The following is a 26,264-nucleotide window of genomic DNA, read 5'->3' on the forward strand; positions in this document are numbered from 1 at the left end:
GATTTTTGTTTTATATTAGCAGGTAAATGCCTTTTCTGAGCAGAATTAAACAAATGGAAAGGGAGGAGGCAAGCATGTCCCTGCGTTTTATTATTGGGAGGGCCGGGTCGGGGAAAACCCGGCAGTGCCTGGCGGAGATAAAACAACATCAACAACAGAAGCCGGAAAAGCCGCTCGTTTACCTGGTGCCTGAACAGGCCACCTTCCATATGGAAAAAAACCTTCTTGAGTTCTGCGGGCTGGACGGGACCATGCAGGTACATGTTTTGAGCTTTCAACGCCTGGCCTGGCGCGTTTTGCAGGAAACGGGAGGCGGGATTTACCCGGTGCTGGATAAGGTGGGAAAGGCCCTGATTTTACGCCGCATCCTGGAAAAAAACAGGAAACAAATGAAGGCTTTTGCCCGGGTAATGGATACCCCGGGTTTTTTAGAAAAACTGGCGGAGGTAATGGCCGAGTTTAAGGCATACAACACAACTCCCGGGAAGTTTGTTTCCTGCCTGGAAAGCCTGGCCGGCCCAAAGGAGGATGCTTTGCGGGGCAGGCTGGAAGACCTGGTTCTTGTTTACAGCGAATACGAGGATTACCTGGCGAACAAATACCTTGACACGGAGGATTTGTTGCGCAAGCTGGCCAGGAAAGTTCCCCTTTCCGTGTTTTTGGACGGCGCCGGCATCTGGCTGGACGGCTTCCATGGTTTTACTCCCCAGGAATACAAAGTGATCCGCGAAATACTCTTAAAAACGTCCGGGGTGAGCATAACGCTTTGCCTGGACCGGGAACACCTTAATAAGAGCCTGACGGAAACGGACACTTTTTATCCTCCCTGGGAAACCTGGCGGAAGCTGGTGGAGATTTCCCGGGAAACAGGCTGCCGGGAGGAATACCTGTTTTTGGATTACGGAATGGCACACCGCTTTTCGCGGCGGGAAGAACTGGCCCACCTGGAAAAAAGCTTCTTTGAAGCGGTTGCTCCCTTTGCCGGGGAGGCCGCAGGCCTTAAACTGACGGCAGCGGCCAACCGCAGGGCCGAACTGGAAGGGACAGCCCAGAGAATACTCAATTTATGTCGTGAAAAGGGGCTGCGTTTCCAAGATATTGCCGTGCTTTTCCGCGACATTTCCCCGTATGAAAGCCTTTTGCCCGCGGTTTTCAACGACTACGGCATCCCTTATTTCCTGGATAAAAAAAGACCGCTTCGCCATCACCCGCTCCTTGACCTGCTTGAAGGAGCCCTGGAGGTGGTGGAGTCCGGCTGGAATCATGAGCCCCTGTTTCGCTGTCTTAAAACCGACCTTCTTCCCGTTTCTCGCCGGGAGGTCGACCTGCTGGAAAATTATTGTCTTTCTCATGGAATCAGGGGCAGCCGGTGGACTGACGGAAAGCCCTGGGGCTACATGCGCCGCTGTACGCTGGAAGAAGAATACCGGCAAGAGGAAGCGGGAACGGCCAGCGAGGAAGAAACCGAACTGAAAAGGATCAACAGGGCCAGGGAAAAAGCGATACCGGCCCTGGGCCGGCTGGAAGCCGGCCTGCGGAAGGCGCGCACGGCCAGGGATTTTGCCGTTTCCATTTACAACCTGTTGGAAGAGCTGGCTGCGGCCTGTAAACTCCAGTACTGGAGCCGCAAGGCGGAGGAAGAGGGGGAACTGGAAGAAGCACAGCTGCACAGCCAGGTATGGCAGAAAGTCATGGAGCTGCTGGAACAGTTTGTGCAGGTCCTGGGAGAGCAGGAAATAAACGTACGGGAGTTCAGCCGCGTGCTGAAAAGCGGCCTGGAAAGCATTGAGCTCGGCCTGATCCCGCCCCGCCTCGACCAGGTGCTGGTAGGAACACTGGATCGCTCCCGCAACCCCGACCTGAAGGCGGTTTTTGTGCTGGGCGCAAACGAGGGTGTCTTGCCTAAACGGATCAGTGAAGAGGGATTTTTTAGCGATGATGAAAAAGAAATCCTGGGAAAAATGAGAGTGGAACTGGCCCCCACCAGTGAAAAAAGGCTTTTTGCCGAACAGTTTCTGGTTTACCTGGCCCTGACCAGGGCAAGCGACTTCCTGCAGGTTAGTTTTCCCGCGTCTGATGAAGAGGGGAGGGCTTTAAGTCCCTCGTTTCTTTTTGAACACCTGGGGAGGATTTTCCCTTCAGCCAGGGAAAGTAACGGCTGGCCAGGCGGACAGGCCAAAGAGGTGACCGACATGGCCCTTGATTGTCTCGTGAATCCAAGGCCCGTCATGGGCTGCCTGGGCGCAAACCTCCGCCGGGCCGCTGACGGCGAACCGGTTGAACCGCTCTGGTGGGATGTCTACAACTGGTTTTTGAACGAGAAGGAATGGCAAAAGCCCCTGGCCCTTGTAGTGAATGGACTGTCCCAAGCGAACAGGGAGGAGCGCCTTCCGTTGCCTCTCGTGCGCAGATTGTACGGCAGCAGTTTATTAACCAGCATTTCCAGGCTGGAAAGGTTCAAAGCCTGTCCCTTTTCGTATTTTTTGAATTACGGGCTCAAGTTGAAAGAAAGGGAAGAATACAAGCTTAAAGCACTCGACCTGGGACGGTTTTTTCATGCCGCCATCGAGCGGGCATACCGCCGCCTGGAAGGGGAGGGGTTGGACCTGGCCGGTTTAGACGAGCACCGGCTTTCCGGCCTGGTGGAAAGCACCGTGGATGAAATTGTTCCCCAGCTGCAGAACGAACTGCTGTTGAGCACTTCGCGGTATCGATTCCTAACCCGCAAGTTTAGACGCACCGTGACAAGGGCGCTGCGCGTTTTGCGTGAGCATGAGCTTCGCGGTACTTTTCGCCCGGTGGGCTTGGAAATGTCTTTCGGACCGGAAGGCCGCCTGCCTGGTCTCCGGTTAAAACTGGCCAGCGGAGGGACTATCGTTCTCCAGGGGAGGATAGACAGGGTTGACGCCGCAAGGGGAGAAAACGGGTATTACTTACGGGTTATCGACTACAAATCGGGGAACCCCACTTTAAGCCTTATGGAGATCTTCTACGGCCTTAAAATACAGCTCGTTGCTTACCTGGACGTGGTTATGACTCATGCCCGGGAGCTTATCGGTGAAGAGGCCCTGCCGGCAGGCGTCTTTTATTTTACAATCCAGGATCCCATTGTGGCCGGGGATAAACCCCTGGAAAGGGGCGAAATTGAAAGCAGAATCCTGAAGGAGTTACGAATGAAAGGCTATTTGCTCAAAGACCCGCAGGCCATTATGCTTATGGATTCATCGATTAACGGCCGTTCCGAGCTCATTCCCGCGGCTATGAAAAAAAACGGGGAGTTATACAAGGACTCCGGTTGTCTTCTAACGCGGGATGAATTCAGTAGCCTGCGCCTTCATGTGGAGAACCTGTTGACAGAAATAGGAGAAGAGATCATGGCCGGGGAGATTTCCATTCAGCCATACCGCTATAAGGGCAGCAGCCCTTGCGCGTACTGCTCTTACCAGGCGGTTTGCCGGTTCGATCCGGCAGTTGCGGGTGAGACCTACAGGGTCTTGCCGGTCAGGGAGCCAGGCGAGATATGGCGCGAGCTCGGGATAAGAAAGGAGGCCGTGGATAATGGTTAACTGGACGCCAGAACAGGAAACCGCGATCACTGCAAGAGGCCGTAACCTGCTGGTTTCAGCGGCGGCCGGCGCCGGTAAGACGGCTGTCCTGGTGGAAAGGATTATCCGGCGCGTTCTTGACCCGGTTGATCCTGTTGATATTGACCGCCTGCTGGTCGTTACCTTTACCAATGCTGCGGCCCAGGAAATGAAAGAGCGTATAGCCGGAGCGCTGGCGGCGCGCAGCCGGGAGAAACCGCAGGATAAAAACTTGCAGCGGCAGCTTCTTTTGGTAGGGCGCGCGTCGATTTCTACGCTTCATTCATTTTGCCTGGACATGATCAGGCAAAACTACTACCGGCTTTCCCTGCCTGAAGGGCTTGTCCTGGACCCCCGGTTTCGCGTCGCTGGCGATGTTGAGGCGGCGCTGATAAAACTTGAGACACTGGAGTCGCTTTTTGAAGACAGGTATGCGGCGGAAGACAGCCGGTTTTTGGAACTGGTGGAGTGTTTCGGGGGCGAGAGGGATGACCGGGTCCTGCAGGAACTGGTTTTAAAGCTTTACGATTTTTCTCGCAGTCAGCCGGATCCTTCTTCCTGGCTGCGAAAGGCGACAGCGGCCTTCAGGAGCAACCTTGACGACCAAGCGATTCAAGCCCTTTTTTCTCAGGTGAAAGAAAGCATCATCCTCCCGCTGGAAGAAGCGGTAGAGAAGCTGAAAGACGCTGCCGCCCTGGCGGCCAGGCCCGGCGGCCCCGGGGTTTACTGCCAGGACCTGGAGATGGAATCGGAAATGCTGCAGCGGTTGCTGCTTATGTTTTCAGAACTATCGTGGCAGGACTGTTTAAGAGCCTTGGGGGAGGTGCGTTTCGCTTCCCTTAAGCCGTGCCGGGACAAAAACGTGGCTGAAGAATTGAAGAACGAAACGACAACCTTGCGCAGCGAAGCCAAGGAAATCATTAAGAAACTGCAGACAGTATTCCTGGCGCGCACGCCCCAGGAATACATAGAAGACATGTGGAAGATCGCTCCATTGATGGATTCGCTTTGCCTGCTGGTTGAAGATTATTCGCGGCTTTATCTGAAAGCCAAGCTGGAGCGGAACGTAATCGATTTTGCAGACCTGGAACATTTTGCCATAAACCTGCTTTCCGTTGAGGAGAAAGAGGGACATCACAGGTCGGAACTGGCGGAGAAATTGAGAGACCGCTACGTGGAAATACTGGTCGACGAGTACCAGGATATAAACAGCGTGCAGGAAACCATCCTCAAGCTTGTTTCCAGGGAAGAACTTCCGGGCAATATGTTCATGGTGGGAGACGTGAAGCAGAGCATCTACCGCTTCCGGCTGGCCGAACCCGGCCTCTTTTTGGCCCGGTATCGTGAATACGGCGGGCTTCCTGCAGGCCAGCGCTTTCCTGGCCGGAGGATTGCGCTTTCGCGGAATTTCCGCAGCCGGGATTTTATCATCAACGGGGTCAATTACTTGTTTCGCCAGATAATGAGCGCCAAGCTGGGGGGGATCGACTACGGAGCGGACGCGGAGCTGGTGCAGGGAGCATCTTATCCCGAATACCCGGCTGAGGCAGGTTCCGTTCTGCCAGGAATGATTGAGGTGCATATCGTAAACCGCCGGGCAGAAGCCCTCGCGGAGCCTGGTGAAGAGGAGGACCGGCAGGAGGCGGAAGCACAAGCGGATCGAGAAGGAGAAGAAGAACTGGACACCGTACAGTATGAAGCCAGGATAGCGGGCAGGAGAATCCTGGAACTGGTGAAAAGGCAGGTCTGGGACGGGGAGATGAAGGCCTACCGGCCGGTGAGGTTCAGGGATATTGTGGTTCTGATGCGTTCCACCAAGAATGCCGGAGAAGTGTTTATAGAAGAACTGCGGCGGTTGGGTATCCCGGTGTACGCGGAAACGGGCGCCGGTTACCTGGAGGTCCAGGAAATTAAAACGATGCTGTCCCTCCTGAAAATTATAGATAACCCGCGGCAGGACATTCCCCTGGCCGCCGTACTGCGCTCGCCCATCGTTGGCCTTACGGCGGAAGAATTGGCTTGTATCCGCATGGGAATGCCCCGGGCAGATTTTTACAATGCGGTATGCCTTGCTGCCCGGCGAGAGAAAGGTGAGCTGGGGGAGAAACTGCGCCGTTTTATGCGACGCCTGAGACGCTGGCGCACTTTTTCCCGCCGCAAGTCCCTGGTGGAACTGATCTGGCTCTTGTTCCGGGAAACGGGATATTACGACTGCGCGGGCGCCATGCCGGGAGGCAGCCAGAGGCAGGCCAACCTGCGGGCCCTTTATGACAGGGCTAAACAGTATGAAGAAACGACGATGAAAGGCCTGTCCAGGTTTTTGAGATTTATGGAAAAATTGGAAGAGACCAGCCAGGACCTGGGAACAGCCCGCCCGCTGGGAGAAAAAGAGGAAGTTGTCCGCATCATGAGCATCCATAAAAGCAAGGGGCTTGAGTTCCCCATCGTAATTCTGGCCGGGCTCGGCCGCCGCTTCAATTTTCGGGACTTGCGGGAAGACATCCTGGTTGACAGGGACCTGGGGCTGGGGCCGGTCATAGTGGATTACGAAAAGCGCCTTAAGTACCCGACCTTGGCCAGGATAGCCGTGAGGAACAGGCTGAAAAACGAGCTTCTGGCGGAAGAAGCGCGCATCCTTTATGTCGCTTTGACCAGGGCCAGGGAAGGACTTGTCCTTGTTGGCACTGTCGACGGCCTGGCCGGGAAATTAAGGAAATGGCGGCGGGTTACTCGCCTGAAGGGATGGGAATTTACACCAGGCATCCAGGTGGGAGCGAACTGTTTCCTGGATTGGCTGGGGCCCGCCCTGCTGCGGCATAAGGATGGCAGGGCGTTGCTGGAAGCAGCGGGGATAGCAGGGAACGGCGAGAATAAAGAGGACCCTTCCAGGTGGCAGATTACCGTTTGGCACCAGCAGGCCGCACCGGGGCGGGAAAAGGCGGCAGAAAAAAAAGATAGGGAAAAGCTGGCCAGGGTTGCCGCGCTTTTGCCTGTGGAAGGAACCGGCGGGTACCGCCAGGCGGTCAGTGACAGGCTGGGATGGCGCTATCAGTATGCCGCGCTTTCGTCCATACCGGCCAAGCTTTCAGTTACGGAGATCAAGCACCGCTTTCACCAGGCAAACGAGGATGAGATGAGCGGCAGCACTTTTAGCCGGCAGTGTGATTTCTCCCGGAGGCCGGTCTTTTTACAGGAGGAAAAAGGCCTCTCGGCAGCGGAAAAGGGCGCTGCATTTCACCTGGTCATGGGACATCTTGACCTTTCCCAGAGCCTTACGGAAGAAAACATCCGGGAACAGGTGGGTCTGCTGGTGAAAAAGGAAATAATCACCCCGGCCCAGGGAAACAGCATATCCTGCCGGGCAATTGAGATGTTTTTTCGCTCCTCGCTGGGAAAACGGCTTGCCGGCAGCCCGCAAATCATGAGGGAGACGCCGTTTATCATGCTGCTCCCGGCAGGTGAAGCGCTGGGCATAAAAGGGGTGCCTGCAGGCGAGAAAATACTTGTCCAGGGGACGATTGACTGTCTTTTTGCCGAAGGTGACGATTATGTTTTGCTGGACTATAAGACTGATCTGGTAACACGTGAAACCAGGGAAATGTTTATAGAACGTTACAGGATGCAGCTTGACTTGTACGGGCGCGCGGTAGAAGCGGTTTTTGGCAAACCGGTGAGGGAAAGAATTCTCTACTCCGTTGCGCTGGGCGAGGCGATAGTGTTATGACCCCTTCTTGAACTACCGGGCGCGCAGGAATTATAATTTAGTCGTTAAACCGGCGGTATTGATACTGGGGCGGCAGTTAAAAGCAAGGAGGTAGAAGCGTTGAAGATAGGTCTGGTTGGCCTGCCCTTAACAGGCAAGACGACCCTTTTTAACCTGCTTACAAGTTCCAGGGCTGAGACGGGGACCTTTTCCGGGAAAACAGGGACGAATGTAGGCGTGGCCAGGGTACCTGACAGGCGTGTTGATTTTTTAAGCAAGCTGTATAAACCTAAAAAAACAACCTATGCCCAGATTGAGTTTGTTGATATAGCCGGCCTGCTGGTCACCCAGGAAGGGCAAAAATCTGGCGCCGCCAAATTCCTCAACGATGTACGCGCTTGCGATGCCCTTGTCCATGTCCTGCGGGCTTTCCGCAGCCGGGATGTGGTTCACGTGGCAGGAACCCTTAACCCTGCCCGTGACCTGGAAACGGTCGAGACGGAGCTTCTTTTCGCCGACCTGGAACTTGTGGAAAAGAGGATTGAAAGGATTAAAAGCGGGAAAAAGATTACCAAGGAGAACGCCGTAGAATTGGAACTCCTCCGGAAGTGTTATGCCGTGCTGGAGACGGGTGTTTCCATGCGGGAGGCGGCTTTAAGCATTGAAGATAAGCTGGCCTTGAGGAACTACGCCTTTTTAACCGAGAAGCCCCGCCTGGCCGTGGTTAACCTTGACGAAGAGCAGTTTAAGGTTAAGGAATACCCGCAAAAAGACGAGCTGGCTGGCTTGTGCAGGGAAAAAAACATACCGCTCCTGGAAGTGTGCGCCGGGATGGAGCTGGAAATAAACGAACTGCCGGAAGAAGACAAGCGCGTCTTCATGGACGACCTGGGAATTAATCAAACGGGTATCGAGATGCTGGCTCAAGCCGTTTATGAACTCATGGGCCTGATTTCTTTCTTTACTGTGGGCGAGGATGAAGTCAAAGCCTGGACGATTGCCCGGGGATTAAGCGCCAGGGAGGCCGCGGGCAAAATCCATTCCGACTTGGAAAGGGGTTTCATCAGGGCGGAAGTGGTTAAATACAGCGATCTTGCAGAACTGGGCACGATGGCCAGGGTTAAAGAAAAAGGGTTGTTCAGGCTGGAAGGAAAAGACTACCGCGTGGCGGACGGCGACATCATGCATATACGTTTCAATGTCTGAAACCCAACGGCGCTGTCACTAAAAAGCTTTATTATTTATTCTTGCTGCTGCTAAATGTCCTCCTGTTGGGAAAAACTAAGAGTATAAATTCCAGCAGGAGGCGTTGTTATGCAAAGGGTGTATTCGCGCATAGCGGGCATTTGTCCCTTGTTCGAGTCAGTTCGCTCGGCAAGAGGTATTGAAATGGGGCCGGTTCACTCCCGGGACCTTACTCCCCGCTGCGACCACTGCACGTATTGGTCGGGAGGCGCCTGCGGGCTGTTTCTGGCCAGGACCAGGGGTTGAGCGCCGGGCATTATTTGGCCGTTATTAATTTTGCAGCAGGAGAACTCATTTGTTTTGTCGAATTAAATATATAGAATTCCCAGTATGAATAAGGGGAGGTTATGCGATGTTAACGAGAGTGTGTGCCGGCGGCGTGGTTTTTCAGGAAGACCGGGTGTTTATCCTGAAGAATGATAAAGGAGAGTGGGTCCTGCCCAAAGGCGTTGTCCGGAGCAACGAGATGACCAGGGATGTAGCCCTGCGTCGGGTCAAGCATGAGGGAGGAGTCGAGGCCGAAGTCATTTCACCCGCCGGCGAGACAAACTACGAGTTCTACTCATATTCGCGCAAGATGCCGGTCTGCAATATAATTGATTGGTTTATTATGGAAGCAACCACTGATAACGTTTCCATCAACAAAGAGGAAGGGTTTCAGGACGGGGGCTTTTTTCCTATAGATGAGGCGGTGGATAAAATAACTTACAGCCAGGATAAATCCCTGATTCGTCTTGCTTACAAGAAGTACCAGGACTTTCGGAAGATGGAGCTTGCGGCGACGGCGGGCTAGAGCCGTCAAGACAGGATTTAGCTTTTAAAAAGCTTTGGCCGCTGCAGCCGCTATAAGCAATTATTTCTGGTGAGTTTTTGGTAATAATGGAGAAGTTCTCTGGTGACTCTTCCCGGCTTTCCACGGTCGATGTATTGGTTTTCGATTTTTACCAGCGGCATGATCTCCATTAACGAATTGGTCAGAAAGGCTTCGGTAGCCGTTAACAAATTGTCCAGCGCATACTCTCCCTCTATTACCCGGTATCCCATGTCGCTGGCCAATCGAATAACGGTTTGCCTGGTTATTCCATTGAGGAGACCGCAGGATATGGAGGGTGTAAAGATGGTGCGGCCGTAAACGAAAAACAGGTTGCTCATGGTACCCTCTGTCAATAAATGATTGGTGTTAAGAAACAGGGCCTCATTTGCACCCTTCCGGCGAGATTCTTCCAGTACCATAATGTTTTCCAGGTTGTTAAGGGTTTTATGGTAAACCAGCAAAGAGGTTTCATTTTTTTTGTGCGGGGAAACAACTGCCCGAAATCCTTTTTCGTAATCCTGGGGACTGTAACTCAAATCACGCGAAGTAAGAAAGAACAGCGGTTCAACACCTTTTGAGGGGTCGCCTTTGGTAATGGAAAGACGGAGGGCTCCCTCTTCAAGGTTTGTAGTAATTACGTATTCCTGAACGATGCTCTTCAGATCGAGCCAAAACAGGTTGTCAACGATATTTAAGCGGTGGCAGGAGCTCGCCAAACGCTGGAGGTGTTCTTCCAACGCCAGGATTGTTTTCCTGTGCACCCGCATTGTTTCAAATAAACCATACCCGTAAAGTATGCCCTTGTCCCAGCAGGATATGGACAAGTTGGTACCCGGGAGAGGCTTGCCGTTTATTATTCTTCCCATGTATGGCTGATAACTCATTGTGGAAAGATTCTCCCTCTCAATGCCCTGATTAAAGCCCTGGCCTTATCCAGGGTTTCTTCATATTCTCGTTCGGGTTCGGAATCGGACACGATCCCTCCCCCCACCTGGAGGTATACCTTGTTGTCTTTAAAAATCAAGGTTCTGATTACAATGTTGAGGTCAGCATCTCCGTTGAAGCCCATGTACCCGATAGAACCTGTATAAATATTTCTTTTATGGGGCTCTAATTCTTCAATGATTTCCATGGCCCGTATTTTCGGGGCTCCGGTAACAGAGCCTCCCGGAAAAGCTGCCCTCAATAAATCAATGATGTCTTTTCCTTCCTTTAGCCTGCCTTGAATGTTTCCGATAAGATGAAAAACCGTAGCGTATTCCTCGATAGTGAACAGTTCCGTTACTTTGATGCTACCCGGTATACAGACACGGCCCAAATCGTTTCTTTCCAGGTCAACAATCATTAGTAATTCAGCCTGGTCTTTTACGCTGTTGATGAGTTCTTCCTTGCTTCTCAAGTCCTCCTGCAATGTCTGTCCCCGGGGACGCGTTCCTTTTATCGGGCGGGTTTCCGCCATTCCATTCCTCAGTTTAAGAAACCGCTCAGGTGAACTGCACGCTACTGTTACATCGGAAAAATTAAGAAAACAGGCAAAGGGCGCAGGATTGATTTCTCTCAAATATCCATATATTTCAAGAGGGTTCCCCGCAAAATCGGCGCAAAACCTTTGGGAGAGATTCACCTGGTAAATGTCCCCGGCATAAATGTGCTTCAGGGCGCGCTTGACGGCTGCCAGGTAAGATTCCCTGGTAAAGTTGGAGTAAAGCCAAGTATTCTTGCGGCTCGCCGGTGTCAACTCAGGACTGCGCGCAGGGCCGGTTGCTATTTTCTTTTTGAGCCTGGATATTTTCATTTCCGCGTCTTGTAATGCTTTGCCCTGCTCCGTCTCCGGCAGGCCTGTGGCTGCGATATATGCCCGGTTTTTCAAATGGTCAATAATTACCACTGAATCATAAAAACCAAGCACGCAGTCGGGGACAGACGGGTTGTCCATATTAATAGAAGGCAGGGTTTCAATTTGCCGGTTCAGGTCATAAGCGAAATATCCAACGCAGCCGCCCACAAACGGTAGGGTTGAAGGGTTTTTTATCTGGAATCTTCTGTAGTATTTTTCCAAAATGTCAAAAGGATTTGCCTCATAGTATCGGCTTTTATTTTCTTGAATTATTTCAACCTGTTTTCCCTTGCTTTTAAAAACTAAAAACGGCCGGCTGCCGAGAAAAGAATACTTGCCGAGCACCCCGCGAATGCCGCTGTCCAAGAAAAAACTGTAAGGCTCATCCTTGAAGATTTTGAACAATTCAAAAGGCTCAAGCCCGGTTTCGATTGGTTCTATCAATGCCTTGACTGCCTGCACCTGCTGTTTATCCTCCGTTATCTTTTTATATTTCTGGCGGTTTTATAAAGTATTATATCATGAAAGGGAAAAGCTTATCATGTGTAGAATTTCTCTGGCGGGAGGTGAAAGCATGGAGACCCTTAAGTTGAGGATCCGTTTCGAGGACCGGATCGGGCTCGTGATGGATGTTTCGGCAATCCTTTTCCACTACGGTCTTAATATTGTCGCACTCCAGCTGATGAACAACATGATGTTTTTGGAAATTGACAAACACGGGCCGGAAACATGGAGTCCGTTAAAAAAGGACCTGGAATCCGTACCGTATATCCTTTCGGTGGAGCAGATTCATTACATGCCCTACCAGTCGAGGGAAAACCAGATCGAGGCCATAATCAACTCCATGACGCCTGCCGAGGCGCCCCAGCATGCTTTTTCGGAAATCATCGGCCAAAGCCCTGCCATCAGGGGAGCGATAAACCTGGCCAGGCAGGTGGCTTCAACGGACTCCGCCGTTATGCTGAAGGGAGAAAGCGGCACGGGAAAAGAATTGTTTGCCAAGGCTATTCACCAGGCCAGCAAAAGGCGGGAAAAGGTTTTTGTGCCAATCAACTGCGCGGCCATTCCGGAAAACCTCCTGGAGAGTGAGCTTTTTGGCTATATGGAAGGAGCTTTTACCGGCGCGAAAAAGGGGGGACGTGTCGGGCTTTTCCAGTTTGCCAGCGGTGGAACCATCTTTTTGGATGAAATTTCCGAGCTGTCCATGCGCCTGCAGGTGAAACTTTTAAGGGTGCTGCAGGAAAGCAGGATCAGACCGGTGGGAGCCAATGAGGAGATAGCGGTTGACTGCCGCGTGATCGCGGCGACGAACCGGAACATTGAAGAAATGGTGCAAAAAGGCCTCTTCAGGGACGACCTTTATTACCGGCTGAACGTGATCCCCATTCAGATCCCTCCGCTTCGCCAGAGGAAGGAAGATATCAGGCTGCTGGCCGAGAATCACCTGGCCAAGTACCGCCAAAGGTCCGGGTTGGAGAAAAAACTAAGCCCGGAGGCGCTGGAAAAGCTAATTGATTATAACTGGCCCGGCAATGTGCGGGAACTTGAGAATGTCCTGGAAAGGGCGCTCCACTTGTCAGGCGGCAGGAGCATTACGGCGCGGGACGTCATTTTTGACAGCACGGTTGAAAGCGTTATCCAAAGCAGGGACTGGGAACCTGAGAGGGAGCATTTGAAATCCGCAGCGGCCCGTGCCGAAAGAGAACTTATTTTGAGCGTCTTGAAATCCCAGGGAGGGAGCATGCGGCGAGCCGCCAAGGTCCTGGGCGTTTCTCACACCACGGTGGCCAACAAGGTAAGGAAATATGGCATTGTAATATAGATTGTATTGTTATAAAAAGGATAATAACAAAGATTCTTGAAGCGATGTAAACAATACTTGCCGGCGGCAGATTTTCTTGCCGCCGGCAAGTATTGTATTTCCACCCGGTGGAAAATATTCTTTACAAAAAGGTTTGTCAGCTGGTGTAAAAAGTTCGATAAATCCCGGCAATATAAGGCGAAAAGAGTATGGCACGCTTTTTGCAACCATATTAGCAATAAAAAGAAGGCTGGTAAATAACTACGCCTGTCAGAAAGGCAAACGCAGTTAGAATAAGGAGGCTAAGGAAGATGATCATAGGTGTGCCCAAAGAAATAAAAAACAATGAAAACAGGGTGGGCATTACGCCGGCAGGCGTAAAGGCCTTGATAAATGCCGGCCACAAGGTTTTAATCGAAAAGAATGCCGGGGTCGGCAGCGGCATATCTGATGACGACTACGCCGGGGCCGGAGCGATTATTCTGGAAAACGCCCGGGACATTTATATGGAGGCGGAAATGATAATAAAGGTAAAGGAACCGCTTCCTCCTGAGTACAACCTCTTTAAAGAAGGCCAGGTCCTTTATGCCTACCTTCATCTTGCTCCCGAGCCGGAGCTGACCAGAGCGCTCATGGAAAAGAGAGTGGTGGCGATTGCTTATGAAACCGTCCAGTTTCCCAACGGTCAGCTGCCCCTTTTGACGCCTATGAGCGAAGTGGCGGGAAGGATGTCGGTCCAGATAGGAGCCCATTTTTTAGAAAAGCTGTATGGCGGAAGCGGTGTGCTTTTAGGCGGCGTCCCCGGAGTGGAACCGGGATATGTCGTAATCATCGGGGGCGGCATTGTGGGGACAAACGCAGCCAGAATGGCTGCGGGTATGGGGGCCCAGGTTGCCATCATCGAAAAAAACCCCGACCGTCTGATTTATCTTGATGATTTATTTATGGGCCGGGTGAAGACGATCATGTCCAATGCTTACAACATTGAAAAAGAGGTGGCTAAAGCCGACCTGTTGATTGGAGCGGTGCTTGTTCCGGGGGCCAGGGCGCCGAGGCTGGTAACCGAATCCATGGTAAAGCAAATGAAGCCGGGGGCGGTTATTGTGGACGTGGCCATTGACCAGGGTGGGTCCATTGAGACCATTGACCGCGTGACCACTCACAGCGACCCCGTTTACCTGAAACACGGCGTGCTGCATTACTCTGTGGCCAACATGCCGGGAGCGGTAGCCAGGACATCGACCTTTGCGCTGACCAATGTCACCATACCATATGCCGTGGAGATAGCCAGCAAGGGCTGGAAGAAGGCTGCCCAGGAAAACTCCGCCCTGGCTAAAGGAGTGAACGTGGCCTGCGGCCGGATTACTTACCAGGCGGTGGCCGAGGCTCACAACCTGGAGTACACGCCGCTTTCCCAGGTTATTTAAGCCATGCTAATGTATTTTCAATGAAACTGGAATATGGTAAAATGAAACAGTGATTTTCTATATTTTTCCTAAGAAGGGGTCAGTCTTGAAAACGACGGCAGGTAAAACAAGCGAGCAGTGGTATCTGAAGGAAATAGCCGCCGCCCGTGAGGTTTTTTGGTTGAACCCGCGGCTTCAAAAAGGCATTTCCGATCGCAGCTTGAGATTAAACGCAAGGGATGTTCAGGATGCAGAAAGAAGGCTGCTCAGGTTTGCGCCGTACATGGCAAAAGCGTTCCCGGAGACGAAAAACGCGGGAGGTATAATTGAATCTTCCCTTGTTCCGGTTCCTAAAATGCAAGAAGAGATTGAACGCCTTTATGGACAAGAGATTATCGGTAGGTTGTATGTAAAGTGCGACAGCCATCTTCCCGTTGCCGGTTCTATAAAAGCAAGGGGCGGAATTTATGCGGTATTAAAAATCGCCGAAGATTTGGCTGTGAATAATAAAATGTTGAAAAAAACAGATGACTATTCCGTCTTGGACAGCGATGCTTTCAAAAGATTTTTTTCGCTTCACACGATTGTCGTTGGGTCGACCGGAAACCTGGGGCTCAGTGTGGGCATAGCAGGAGCCCGGTTAGGGTTTAAGGTGATCGTTCACATGTCCTCAGAGGCGAAAGAATGGAAAAAGGAACTGTTAAGGACCCAAGGCGTAGTTGTCGTGGAGCATGATGCAGACTACACCAGGGCCGTAGAAGAGGGCAGAAAACAGTCGCAAAAGGACCCACGCAGCTTTTTCATTGATGATGAAAACTCTCCGGACCTTTTCTTGGGGTATTCCGTTGCCGCGGGCAGGTTAGCGCGACAACTGGCTGAATTAAAGATCACTGTCGATGATGAACACCCGCTGTTTGTTTATCTTCCCTGCGGCGTCGGGGGAGGACCGGGAGGCGTGACCTTCGGCCTGAAACTTTTGTTTGAAGACAATGTTCACTGCTTTTTTGCAGAGCCGACCCATTCCCCGGCCATGTTGATAGGGCTGCTTACGGGTTTGCATGATGCTGTATCGGTGTACGACTTTGGCCTCGACAACATTACCGAGGCGGACGGCCTGGCCGTGGCAAGGGCGTCGGGATTCGTGAGCAAGATGATGGAATGCATGCTCAGCGGTGTATACACGGTGGAAGACAGCCGGCTTTATTTATTGTTGAAAACCCTGGCTGATTCAGAACGAATTTTTTTGGAGCCATCTGCACTGGCCGGGTTTTATGGTCCTGCCAGGTTGTTTTCCAGCCCAGCGGGGCGTGAATACCTGGAGCGGCATAATCTCAAAGGCCGTATGGCGAACGCCGTTCACCTTGCCTGGGCGACAGGGGGCGGCATGGTGCCGCGAGAGGTCATGGACCGCTTTTATGAAAAAGGGGAAGGAGGGAATATACGTTATCAAGCAAAATAAAAAACAGAATTGTCCTTACATTGTAAATTATTTCAGGAAGCATGGAAATAATTGTTTAAGGAGAGTGGCTTAATGGAAGCGATCGCAAGCTTTGTTGGAAAGGTAAACTCACTGGTCTGGGGACCATACATGCTGGTTCTCCTGGTAGGAACAGGGTTGTTTTTAACCATCAGGCTTAATTTTTATTCATTCAGGTATCTTCCTTATGCTTTGAAACTGGCTTTCAGCAAACACCAGGACGAAAAATCGCAGGGTGACATCAACCATTTCCAGGCGCTGATGACCGCGCTGGCTGCGACAATAGGGACCGGCAACATCGCCGGGGTGGCTACGGCGGTGTGCCTGGGAGGACCGGGCGCCGTGTTCTGGATGTGGGTAACAGCCCTGGTCGGCATGGCTACCAAGTATTCTGAGGCCATCCTTGCCGTAAAATACCGTATTGTTGACGAAAGAGGAGAGATGGCGGGGGGTCCCATGTATTTCCTGGAGCGGGGACTCAACATGAAATGGCTGGGGGTTCTTTTTGCCCTGTTTGGCGCGCTGGCGGGCTTTGGCATCGGAAACATGGTCCAGTCCAATTCCGTGGCTGCAGCTATCGAAACCACCTTTAAGGTTCCGCCCATCGTCTCCGGCCTTGTCCTGGCCATTTTAACAGCCCTGGTCATTCTCGGGGGCATCAAGAGCATCGGCCGTGTAACCTCGGCGCTAGTTCCAATTATGGCGGTCTTTTATATTCTCGGTGGCCTGGTTATTATCTGCATGTACATTACAAGCCTCCCGGCGGCCATCGTTTTTATCCTGAAAGCCGCATTTTCCGGCGCGGGACCGGTAGCCGGCGGGTTTGCCGGAGCTACCGTGGCCCAGGCTATCCGCTTTGGTGTGGCCAGAGGCGTTTTCTCCAACGAGGCCGGGTTAGGAAGCGCTCCTATCGCCGCCGCTGCCGCCAAGACGGACCACCCCGCCCGCCAGGCGCTGGTCTCGATGACCGGCACTTTCCTGGACACGATTGTCGTTTGCTCCATCACCGGCTTGGTGTTGGCCATTACCGGAATGTGGGAACAGGCCAACCCGCAAAGTCTCACCGGAGCGGCTCTTACCACCGCCGCTTTCAGCAAGGGGCTGCCGGGGTCATGGGGCGGTATTATCGTCTCGATAGGCATTATTCTCTTTGCTTACTCCACTATTTTAGGGTGGGCCTATTATGGCGAAAAATGCGCCGAGTATTTGCTTGGTGTAAAAGCGGTGCTGCCCTACCGCTGGCTGTGGGTCATCTTCTGCGCCCTGGGCTCCGTTGCCAAGCTCTCCTTTGTTTGGGACCTTGCCGACACCTTGAACGGGCTGATGGCCGTGCCTAACCTGATCGGTTTGCTCCTGCTAAGCGGCGTGGTTGTATCGGAAACAAAGGACTTTTTCCAAACAATCTACGCCAAGGAGAAGGGACAAAAAGCGGTTTGAAAGCCGGAACATAAGGCCGGCAGGCGTGTAGATATGACAAATCGCCAGGGCCGAACCTGGAAAACGCGGGGCGGCCCCATTTTTTTAAACAGCGGCCTCTTGTGGGACCTTTTTTTTTGGCCGCTTTTTATATATAATTAACTCTGTCCTGTCATGCATTAACCATCTCAAGGAGGCGGTAATATGTTACCGTTACCGACTGTTTACAAGCTGGCGGCGGCAAGCAGCGAGGGAGAAAGCCCCCTGACTGCTTTTGACCGGGCGCTCCTGAAGGCGGGAATTGGCAATGTCAATCTTGTCCGCATCAGCAGCATCTTGCCGCCTGGAGCAGTCTACAGGCCGGACATGGAGATACCGCCTGGTTCTATGGCGCCGACGGCTTACGGGCATATCATTTCCGAAAAGCCCGGCCAGGTCATTTCGGCGGCGGCAGGAGTCGGGATAGCTGAAGATGGTTTCGGAGTGATTATGGAACACTCCGGATTCATCACCAAAGATGAAGCCGAACAGGATGTGCGACGCATGATAGAGGAGGCTTTCCGGGTGAGGGGCCTGGAACTGAAAGAAATCAGGGTGGCAGCGACCACGCACCGGGTGGATAAAGTCGCCTGCGCATTAGCGGCGGTAATACTCTGGTACTAGGAGGGTAATAGGGAATGAAGAATGATTTGTGGGCTACGGAGAAACAAACGGAGGATCTTGTTATTTCTTTTCGGATTAAAAAGATACTGCATGAAGAGCAAACAAACTACCAGCTGCTGTCGGTTGTCGACACCTATGCTTATGGACGCATGCTGTTTTTAGACAACTGCGTTATGACCAGCGTGAAAGATGAATTTGTTTACCACGAGATGATCAGCCTGGTGGCGCTGAATACTCACCCTAATCCGGAGAACGTTCTCGTCATCGGGGGCGGCGACGGGGGAACGGTCCGTGAGGTTATCAGGCATACCAAGGTAAAAAAGGTTACACTGGTGGAGATTGACCCCAGGGTTATCGAAATCTCGCGCCAATATTTCCCGGAAATAGCGGTCGCCTTGAAAGATGATAATGAAGATGTCAAAATAATCGTCGATGACGGGATAAAATTTGTCAGGGAGAATAAAAACAAATATGATGTAATTCTGATTGATTCAACAGACCCGGTCGGACCGGCAGAGGGCTTGTTCAGCGCTGAGTTTTATAAAGATGTTTATGAAGCGCTTAAAGAGGACGGAATTATGGTGGCCCAGAGTGAATCGCCTTTTTTAGGCCAGGACCTGATTAAACGTATCAATAATTATCTAAAAGATGTTTTTCCCATTGTCAGGCTCTATTTGGCCAATATACCCACCTATCCCACCGGGCTGTGGAGTTTTACCCTGGCCTCAAAGCGCTATGACCCGCTGGACGTCAACCCACAGGACATTCGCGCCGCCAGGACCCGCTATTATAACAAGGAGATGCATTTTGCATGTTTTGTTCTTCCCAACTTTGTGGCCGAAATATTCGAAACGCCGGGGGAATAAGCTTTGGATAGATTTTTTTTCCAATTGACGGGGTTCATGGGCGCTTCTCATGACTATAAACAGGCGAACGCCGTACTGGCGGGTGTTCCCATGGATTATACCGCAAGTCATCGCCCCGGTTCGCGCGCCGCACCCCAGGAAATAAGGACAATTTCTTACGCCTTGGAAGAATACAGCCCGTACCAGGACAGGAACCTGCTTGAACTGGATTTCTATGATGCTGGCGATTTGATGCTGCCATTTGGCAATGTTGCCGAGAGTTTAAGACGCGTTGAAGAGGCTGCTGGTCATTTCTATGCGGATAAGAAGTTTCCGCTGTTTATCGGGGGCGATCATCTTGTCACTTATCCGCTGGTCAAAGCCTGCCTGGCAAAATACCCGGACCTGGCAGTGCTGCATTTCGACGCCCATGCCGATCTGCGGGCCAGTTATGAAGGGGAAAAAAATTCACATGCCACAGTAATGCACAGGGTGGTAAATCTCCTGGGTCCAGGGCGGGTTTATCAGTTTGGCGTTCGCTCCGGCACGAAGGAAGAGTTCGCTTTCGCCGGCAATAACACGGTTCTTTTTTTCGACGAAATCTTCCCAGGTTTGAACAGGACCGTGGAAGCGCTTAAAGACAGGCCAGTATATCTTACATTGGATATTGATGTGCTTGACCCGGCTTTTGCTCCGGGTACTGGAACGCCGGAACCTGGCGGTTGTGATTCGCGGGAAATACTCTCGGCGATCAGGACGGCGGGGGCTTTGAATGTTGTGGGTATGGACCTGGTGGAGATTTTGCCGGCGGCAGATCAGAACGGGATTACTGCGGTTTTAGGCGCGAAAATTGTCCGGGAGGCTTTACTGGCTTTTTCAGGACGAAGAAAAGAGTAATAGAGGCTCCAGCCAGGCATAATTGTGCCAAGAAAAAGAAGCGCCAGATGTCAGGAAAAAGAAGTTGACATGACTTGCGGGTCCATGATAGAATATCACTTGCCAACTCGGCAAACACCTGCCTCGGTAGCTCAGTTGGTAGAGCAGAGGACTGAAAATCCTCGTGTCGGTGGTTCGATTCCGCCCCGAGGCACCATTATTTACAAGTTGGGCATCTTAATTATGCGGAAGTGGCTCAGTGGTAGAGCATCGCCTTGCCAAGGCGAGGGTCGCGGGTTCGAATCCCGTCTTCCGCTCCATTTTTCATGATAAAAAAACCTGGCCCGGCCAGGGTTTTTGTCTCTATTCCCAAGCCGGTCAATTCTGGACAGACATAAACACGGCAGAAGGTTTCAGCCGGCTGCGTTTTGCAGAGCTTGACAGGGACTGGCCGTGTTTGATAAAATTACTTCTGCGCTAGTTGATGGTGCGGTGGCGAAGAGGCTAACGCTGCGGACTGCAAATCCGCCATCCGTCGGTTCAAATCCGACCCGCACCTCCATTTTGTTTTGCTGAATAACTAAGGAAAAGCCCGGATGGCGGAATAGGCAGACGCACAGGACTTAAAATCCTGCGGGACTCAACTCCCGTGCCGGTTCAAGTCCGGCTCCGGGCACCAAGTGAAAGCGATGCCGGAAGGCGATTAAAGACACTTCAAAAATGTAAGTGTCTTTTTTTGTTCGCCCGGCATGCCTGCCGAACCGATGGGTTGAAAGAAACCCTGTCACCCGACCAGCGGGAAGACAACCCGTAAGCAAGGGCGTCACCGGCGACGGTGGGGTCCGAAGGAAGCCGAAGGGGGAGCTTGGAACATAGCGCAAGCGAACCGAGGATGGCCCACTAGGAGGGTAACCTTGCATAAAGTGGGAAAGCCCAATAGCTGGATAACCTAGTAGGTTAGGACGGATGCGTTCAAGCTCAGGGAAGCAGGCTTAACCGGGGAAGCCCTGTATCATCCTGTTAAAACAGGTAAGCTCAAACAAGTGGAAACACAAGGGAGAGAAGAAGTGGTGCAGGGTGGCAGATGAGTCCGTAGTGTGCGCGTGGCAGCGTAGTTGTCAGGTGGGTTAAAGTCCCACTGGGTCTCGGACTAGGAGACCCATATCCAAATCCGGGGGTAATGCCTCGGGGGCCGGGTAACACCCGGAAGGCAGGGCGCCCATCGCGAGGTGGGGTCCGAAGGGCTTGAGGAGAAGTACCAGGCCGTAATCAATGGGGGCTGCCCCAAAGATGAACTGGTCGGCCAAAGACGGGGCAAGGTCGAGCCTGCACTATGGAAGCGAAGGCGTTCTAGTCCACCCGTCGTACCAAGGTGTGTGCGGGCGGCATGGTACGGAAGACAACTGCGTGACCCACGGAGGCCTCGTATCGTCCGGTTGGTGGCACCGAAATGGGCCGGTGGGTAAAAATAGCCGGGATGGAGGTAGTTTGTGCACGTCCGTCCTGTTCAGACAAGCACAATAACCGGTAAGGCATTCTATAAGGTAACCCCGAAGTGAATGCCCAAGCGATGCGAGGAGTCGGAGAATCGAATAGTACTCGAACCGGCGAACAACAGAAACGCTGGGACCGCCTGGAAGAAGGGGCGGCTCAAGGTTACCCAAAAGGCAGCCTGTGAGGGGAAGGCGATTCGCTTAACTGAGGCCGAAAACCCAGAGGGAGCAGTGAGTATGTTACAAGGGAAGGATAGTTCTCTAAGTGAAAGACCCGGAACTTGTGACGGAGGAGACTGGTAACAATGGAGCTAGTAGGCACGACCCAAAAGACCAAGGTCCATTCACTGATCGACAAGGTGTATAACCCGACCAACCTAAGATTAGCCTGGGAGAAAGTCAGGGAGAACCGCGGAGCGGGCGGAGTTGATGCAGTAAGCATAACGGAGTTCAATGCAGTAGCGCCTGAAGAGCTAAAGGAGCTGCACCAAGAACTAAAAACCAATACGTATAAACCCATGCCCGTACGTAGGGTCTACATACCGAAACGCGGCAAACCAAACGAAAAGCGGCCGCTAGGTATCCCGGCCATCCGCGACCGAGTTTGCCAGCAAGCACTGAAGAACCGGCTGGAACCAATCTTTGAACCAGAGTTTAATGATTGCAGTTTTGGATACAGACCCCGGCGTTCTCCCCACCATGCGCTGCGAAAAAGGCGTAGGCATGGCGAAAATCATGGACCCGCGGGCCTTTGCCCCTGCCGCCATGTGAAATGCCGGCGTGCCAGAGAAATCTCCTGAAGTTATGATAAACATTCGTTATCGTCATTGGGTTCCCATCCGCTGCCGGAAAGAAATACGCCTTTCCGTCCAGGAACGGATGGACTTTCCTGGCATAATCACGGCACCGCTCCGTAAGAGAGCTGGACATAGGAACCAGCCTACTGTTATCCTTCTTTGAATGGTTAATGATGAGAATCCCGTTGTCAAGATCCACATCGCCAACCTTAAGGAGTCTAGCTTCCGACACTCGCAGACCGCAGATGTATATCATCCGGAAGAACACTGGCATGATTAGGTGCCTGTCAGGACACTCGCTGCAGTAGTGGCATTTATCCGTTTCTGCAAAGAAACGTTCAAGTTCATCCTGGGTATAAATATACGGGACGTACTGTTCCTCTGTTCGATAGTAGCCTTTCGGGATGATGTAAGCATCAAGTCCAAGGGAATCCATATATTTTCCGAACTGACGTATGATGGAAGCCCGCGAGCACTGGTTGGCCTGCGACTCGTATGATTGCTTTTTGCCCCAGTCGAGGACGATTTCTTTCGTAAGACTATCTGCTGACGGATATTTTACCAGGGTAAACCGGTCAAAGCGCTTCAGATGTCCAGCCTCAGAGTCGTATTTGTAGCCTATTGCCTTCTTCAGTTGCACAAAATCCTGGATGTACTTTCCAAAAGTAAAGTAGGAAGGTGTGCTTCGACCATGTATTGTTTGATCAGCTGGTTAAGATGGTCTCCTTCCGAAAATGGAAGGAACGGCGCTGTATGCCGGATAAAGATATATGGGATGTCTACCTTTGGACGGCCGTACCGGAGATAATCAATGACTGCCCATCCTACTTCCGGGATAAGGGGAAGCACGAGCGGTTCCTTTGTCTTGGACTGCGTTAATACCAGTTTTTTCTCTTCCCAATGGAAGTTTTCCGTTTTCAGTTGTTTGATATCGGTACACCTAAGACCAAGGGAGCAGGCTAGAAGGATAATGGCATAATCACGTTTTCCCTTTGGGCTTCCACGGTCAATAGCGTTGATGAGTGCCTTAAGTTCGTCCTTTGTCCATACAGATGGTATTCGTGTTTGTTTCCTCGCCTGAACCATTGGCGTTTTTGACGCAAAATCCGTGCTGACGATTTCCCTTTCCAAAAGGAAACGGAAGAATGCTCGCAGGGAGCAGATGTTCTGCTCTACTGTTTTATAGGTATAACCGGCAAGTGTCCGAATATATCCGTTGATTAGGTCCAGGGTAATGTCGCTGCAGTTGCTGATTCCCTGGGATGCAAGATAGTCCATGAAATACGCAGACTGCTTCACATAGTGGTCAATAGTGACTTTTGAATAACCTTTTTCTTTACAGTACTGCTGGAAGTCATCACTGATTACGATGTAATACGCATCTGTCAGGATTTCCTTGTGCTTGTAATAGCGCCGCAGCACGGAATGGTGGAGTTGGAAGTCGCCCACCATCCGGATGACACGCAGCTCCTGAGTATCGTTCTGAGAAAGAGTTTTATCAAAATCTTTTTCCAGAATGTTAAAGTGTTTTTCAACGAAGTCGATTCCAAGTTGTTCGCTGAAGTAGTTTTCGCCGCGTGACTTGGCAAAATCCAAAAGCATCTGCCAACGGCGGCGATAAAACTTCAATGTGGCTTCTGTATAGCCAAGACGCTTCAGTTCCTGCTCAAGTTCTTCCAGCAGTTCCGGTAATGGTTTGCTCCACATAATCATTCCTCCAAAATGATATTTGGGTGTTAAACCCTGCTATCATGTTGGAAGATTATGCAAAGTAAATCAATAAAAAGCTCAGTAAACATCGGCATTTGAAGAATTTACTTTGCATAACTACTTTCTTTGCATAAGGCGGACCAATCTCACCACTGCTTATGAACATCTGCCTTGATGAATTTGACCAAAAGATGAAGGCAACCGGGATACGAATGGTGCGATATGCCGATGATATCCTGATTTTCGGGAAAAGCCGGAAACAGGTTGGGCAATACATGGCCTATGCCATAAAGGTACTGGAAAAAGACCTGAAGCTAAAGGTGAACCGGGAAAAGACCTGCATAACCAGCGTATACCAAGGTGTGGCCTTTTTGGGGGTCAACATATACGAAAAGTGGGTGACCGTACATCCAAAAAGAATCAAGCGGTTTAAGGACAAAATCAGGAAACTGACCCAAAGGAATCAGGGAAAGAGTCTGGAGAACGTCATAAAAGAACTCAATCCCGTATTGCGCGGCTGGGGTAACTATTTCAGGATAGCTAACTGCAAGGGACTGCTGGAGGAACTGATGGGCTGGATAAGAAGGCGGCTCCGGATGATAAAGATGAAGGAATGGAAGACATGGAAGGCGCTGCATAAGCAATTACGCCGAATGGGCTATAATGGGGACTTTGAAAAAATCTCGGTAACACGTTGGAGAAACTCAGCGAGCCCGTTAATCAGCATGGCACTTCCAAACCGATGGTTCGACACTTTGATATGACAAAGGTAAAAGTCGGGATTTTGCCTTGTTATTATGAATGATAACAACCGAGGTTTGTCAGGAGCCGTATACGAGGCCCGTACGTACGGTTCTGTGAGAGCGAAGAAGTCGGGATTAATTTTCCCGACTTCTAGCTACTCGATTTTTTACTTTATCAGCTTGTCTCACCTCTCTGACAAAAAAGGCATATAACATATAATATGGCGAAAGAATTCAAAAACACCCAAATAACCCCAGGCAGATAATGGTAAATAGTAATAATGAGGGATAGTAAAAGAGATATACTTACCGAAGAGTTGGTGAAGAAAGACTCAAGAGAGCATGGCGGAATACAAGAGGGAAAAAAGAGAATAACGAAGCAAACCCTTAAACGCAAGGATTTAGAAATAACTGGTATAGTAAGAAAGTGGTGCTAAGCGGCGATAGATATATCAAAGACCTTTCCACTTTCTTATTTCTTTTACAATATTTATCCATGTGAATGTTTAAAAATCCCGCAAACCCGATATATTGAAACATGAATAAAAGGATCTTGTTGAACGGAAAGGCTTTTAAAAAGTAGTGTCATCTAACGACAAACCCCGCAAATTTAAATAATTCTATCCTTCGCTGCAAATATTGGCACGGTTATTGCATGCAATACTTTGTGAATGTAAACACAAGCCCTATAAGGAGGAAGATTTATGAATTTTACTTTAACACCGAAGCAGCAGATGTTAAAAAACTTCTTCAGGGAGTTTGCTAAAAAAGAGGTGGAACCCCTTGCTGCGAAAATTGATGAAAGTGAAGAATTTCCCTGGTCGACAGTAAAAAAAATGGCCAAGCTAGGTATTATGGGTATCCCTTTCCCGAAAGAGTATGGAGGAGCAGGAGGAGACACCCTAAGCTATACGATTGCCGTTGAGGAAATTTCCAGGGCTTGCGCTGCCACTGGTATTATCCTGGCCGCGCATGTTTCTACCGCTTGTCACCCTATTTACCAGTTTGGCAACGAAGAGCAAAAACAGAAATATCTTAAACCCATGGCCCAGGGACAACTGCTGGGAGCGATTGCCCTTACCGAACCCAATGCAGGGTCTGACGCATCAAACCAGCAGACAACAGCGGAATTAGATAGAGATGCCTACGTTATTAACGGTACGAAAATGTTTATAACCAATGGCGGTGTTGCCGATGTATATATAGTTTTTGCAGTAACAAACCGCAGCAAAGGATTAAAAGGCATCAGCGCATTTATTGTCGAAAAAGGGCTACCGGGTTTTTCTTTCGGGATTAAAGAGAATAAAATGGGCATCCGGGCTTCCAGCACTACCGAGTTGATTTTTCAGGAATGTCGCATTCCCAAAGAGAACTTGCTAGGGAAAGAAGGAGAAGGTTTTTATATTGCTATGCAAAGCTTAAACGGCGGACGTATCGGTATCGGCGCGCAGGCGCTTGGAATAGCCCAAGCAGCGCTTGACGAGTCTATTCGTTATTCGAAGGAAAGATATCAGTTTAAAAGACGAATCGGCGACTTCCAAGCAATCCAATGGATGCTGGCAGATATGGCTACCGAAATTGACGCCGCCAGATTTTTGGTTTACAGGGCGGCCTATCTAAAAGACCAAAAAAAACCTTTCGGCAAAGAATCTGCCATGGCTAAACTCTATGCCTCGGAAGTGGCAATGAAGAGCACTGTAAAGGCTGTCCAGATTCACGGCGGGTATGGGTATATGAAGGAGTATAAGGTGGAACGTTTGATGCGCGATGCCAAAATAACACAGATATATGAAGGGACGTCCGAGATTCAGCGAATGATTATTTCCGAGAGCCTGTTGAAATGAAAGGGGATGT

18 protein-coding genes and 4 tRNA genes are annotated in these 26,264 nt (G+C 51.0%); 18 read left to right on the forward strand and 4 right to left on the reverse strand.

What is annotated here, in order from left to right:
- Window positions 1-74: 74 nt before the first annotated feature.
- The 5 genes from addB (at window position 75) to NUV48_05905 (ending at window position 9,325) form a co-directional block, all read left to right on the forward strand.
- The gene (addB, locus tag NUV48_05885) at window positions 75-3,566 is read left to right on the forward strand and encodes a helicase-exonuclease AddAB subunit AddB (protein ID MCR4441671.1); all 3,492 of its coding nucleotides are present in this window, start codon (window positions 75-77) and stop codon (window positions 3,564-3,566) included.
- Window positions 3,559-7,308 (forward strand): helicase-exonuclease AddAB subunit AddA, encoded by a 3,750-nt coding sequence (gene addA / locus NUV48_05890; GenBank protein ID MCR4441672.1) that lies wholly within the window; start codon window positions 3,559-3,561, stop codon window positions 7,306-7,308. Before addB ends, addA begins: the two co-directional genes overlap by 8 nt.
- Before the next feature lie 99 nt (window positions 7,309-7,407).
- On the forward strand, window positions 7,408-8,493 hold the full coding sequence (gene ychF, locus NUV48_05895) for a redox-regulated ATPase YchF (protein MCR4441673.1): 1,086 nt from the start codon (window positions 7,408-7,410) through the stop codon (window positions 8,491-8,493).
- Between the two features lie 108 nt (window positions 8,494-8,601).
- Window positions 8,602-8,778 carry a hypothetical protein gene (locus NUV48_05900; GenBank protein ID MCR4441674.1) on the forward strand — a complete coding sequence of 59 codons (177 nt, stop codon included), beginning with the start codon at window positions 8,602-8,604 and terminating at the stop codon, window positions 8,776-8,778.
- Window positions 8,779-8,884: 106 nt separating this feature from the next.
- Entirely contained in the window at window positions 8,885-9,325 is a 441-nt protein-coding gene (locus NUV48_05905) for an NUDIX hydrolase (protein MCR4441675.1), read from the forward strand.
- Between the two features lie 50 nt (window positions 9,326-9,375).
- On the opposite strand, the gene NUV48_05910 is transcribed toward NUV48_05905, so the two are convergent.
- Complete coding sequence (locus NUV48_05910) at window positions 9,376-10,230, reverse strand: aminotransferase class IV (protein ID MCR4441676.1); 855 nt, start codon at window positions 10,228-10,230, stop codon at window positions 9,376-9,378.
- Window positions 10,227-11,645 (reverse strand): aminodeoxychorismate synthase component I, encoded by a 1,419-nt coding sequence (gene pabB, locus NUV48_05915; protein ID MCR4441677.1) that lies wholly within the window; start codon window positions 11,643-11,645, stop codon window positions 10,227-10,229. The genes NUV48_05910 and pabB overlap by 4 nt, the downstream gene beginning before the upstream one ends.
- Window positions 11,646-11,757: 112 nt before the next feature.
- Between pabB and NUV48_05920 the strand changes: the two genes are divergently transcribed.
- The 11 genes from NUV48_05920 to NUV48_05970 all read left to right on the forward strand — a co-directional run bounded on the left by NUV48_05920 (window position 11,758) and on the right by NUV48_05970 (window position 20,346).
- A complete protein-coding gene (locus NUV48_05920; protein ID MCR4441678.1) occupies window positions 11,758-13,005 on the forward strand; it encodes a sigma 54-interacting transcriptional regulator in 1,248 nt (415 codons plus the stop codon).
- 290 nt (window positions 13,006-13,295) lie between these two features.
- Window positions 13,296-14,411, forward strand: a complete 1,116-nt coding sequence (gene ald, locus NUV48_05925) for an alanine dehydrogenase (protein ID MCR4441679.1) — start codon at window positions 13,296-13,298, stop codon at window positions 14,409-14,411.
- An 85-nt stretch (window positions 14,412-14,496) separates the two neighbouring features.
- A complete protein-coding gene (locus NUV48_05930) occupies window positions 14,497-15,849 on the forward strand; it encodes a D-serine ammonia-lyase (protein MCR4441680.1) in 1,353 nt (450 codons plus the stop codon).
- 72 nt (window positions 15,850-15,921) lie between these two features.
- On the forward strand, window positions 15,922-17,304 hold the full coding sequence (locus tag NUV48_05935; protein ID MCR4441681.1) for a sodium:alanine symporter family protein: 1,383 nt from the start codon (window positions 15,922-15,924) through the stop codon (window positions 17,302-17,304).
- Between the two features lie 183 nt (window positions 17,305-17,487).
- Window positions 17,488-17,946, forward strand: coding sequence for an arginine decarboxylase, pyruvoyl-dependent (locus tag NUV48_05940; GenBank protein ID MCR4441682.1), 459 nt, complete (start codon window positions 17,488-17,490; stop codon window positions 17,944-17,946).
- Between the two features lie 14 nt (window positions 17,947-17,960).
- Window positions 17,961-18,812: a polyamine aminopropyltransferase gene (gene speE, locus NUV48_05945; protein MCR4441683.1), complete on the forward strand. Its 852-nt coding sequence runs from the start codon at window positions 17,961-17,963 to the stop codon at window positions 18,810-18,812.
- Between the two features lie 3 nt (window positions 18,813-18,815).
- Complete coding sequence (gene speB / locus NUV48_05950; GenBank protein ID MCR4441684.1) at window positions 18,816-19,688, forward strand: agmatinase; 873 nt, start codon at window positions 18,816-18,818, stop codon at window positions 19,686-19,688.
- A gap of 120 nt (window positions 19,689-19,808) precedes the next feature.
- Window positions 19,809-19,884 (forward strand) — tRNA-Phe (locus NUV48_05955).
- Window positions 19,885-19,912: 28 nt separating this feature from the next.
- Window positions 19,913-19,987, forward strand: a tRNA-Gly gene (locus NUV48_05960).
- 166 nt (window positions 19,988-20,153) lie between these two features.
- A tRNA-Cys gene (locus NUV48_05965) sits at window positions 20,154-20,229 on the forward strand.
- Window positions 20,230-20,257: 28 nt separating this feature from the next.
- Window positions 20,258-20,346, forward strand: a tRNA-Leu gene (locus NUV48_05970).
- Between the two features lie 1,468 nt (window positions 20,347-21,814).
- Here NUV48_05970 and NUV48_05975 read toward each other — a convergent pair.
- Both NUV48_05975 and NUV48_05980 read right to left on the reverse strand, forming a co-directional pair.
- Complete coding sequence (locus NUV48_05975) at window positions 21,815-22,597, reverse strand: tyrosine-type recombinase/integrase (protein MCR4441685.1); 783 nt, start codon at window positions 22,595-22,597, stop codon at window positions 21,815-21,817.
- Window positions 22,588-23,664: a phage integrase N-terminal SAM-like domain-containing protein gene (locus tag NUV48_05980; GenBank protein MCR4441686.1), complete on the reverse strand. Its 1,077-nt coding sequence runs from the start codon at window positions 23,662-23,664 to the stop codon at window positions 22,588-22,590. The genes NUV48_05975 and NUV48_05980 overlap by 10 nt, the downstream gene beginning before the upstream one ends.
- A gap of 194 nt (window positions 23,665-23,858) precedes the next feature.
- Between NUV48_05980 and NUV48_05985 the strand changes: the two genes are divergently transcribed.
- Together NUV48_05985 and NUV48_05990 are read left to right on the forward strand one after the other, a co-directional pair.
- Window positions 23,859-24,431: a reverse transcriptase domain-containing protein gene (locus tag NUV48_05985; protein MCR4441687.1), complete on the forward strand. Its 573-nt coding sequence runs from the start codon at window positions 23,859-23,861 to the stop codon at window positions 24,429-24,431.
- 683 nt (window positions 24,432-25,114) lie between these two features.
- Window positions 25,115-26,254, forward strand: a complete 1,140-nt coding sequence (locus NUV48_05990; GenBank protein ID MCR4441688.1) for an acyl-CoA dehydrogenase — start codon at window positions 25,115-25,117, stop codon at window positions 26,252-26,254.
- Window positions 26,255-26,264 lie beyond the last annotated feature (10 nt).

This window comes from Peptococcaceae bacterium (assembly GCA_024655825.1).
Lineage (GTDB): Bacteria > Bacillota > Peptococcia > DRI-13 > PHAD01 > JANLFJ01.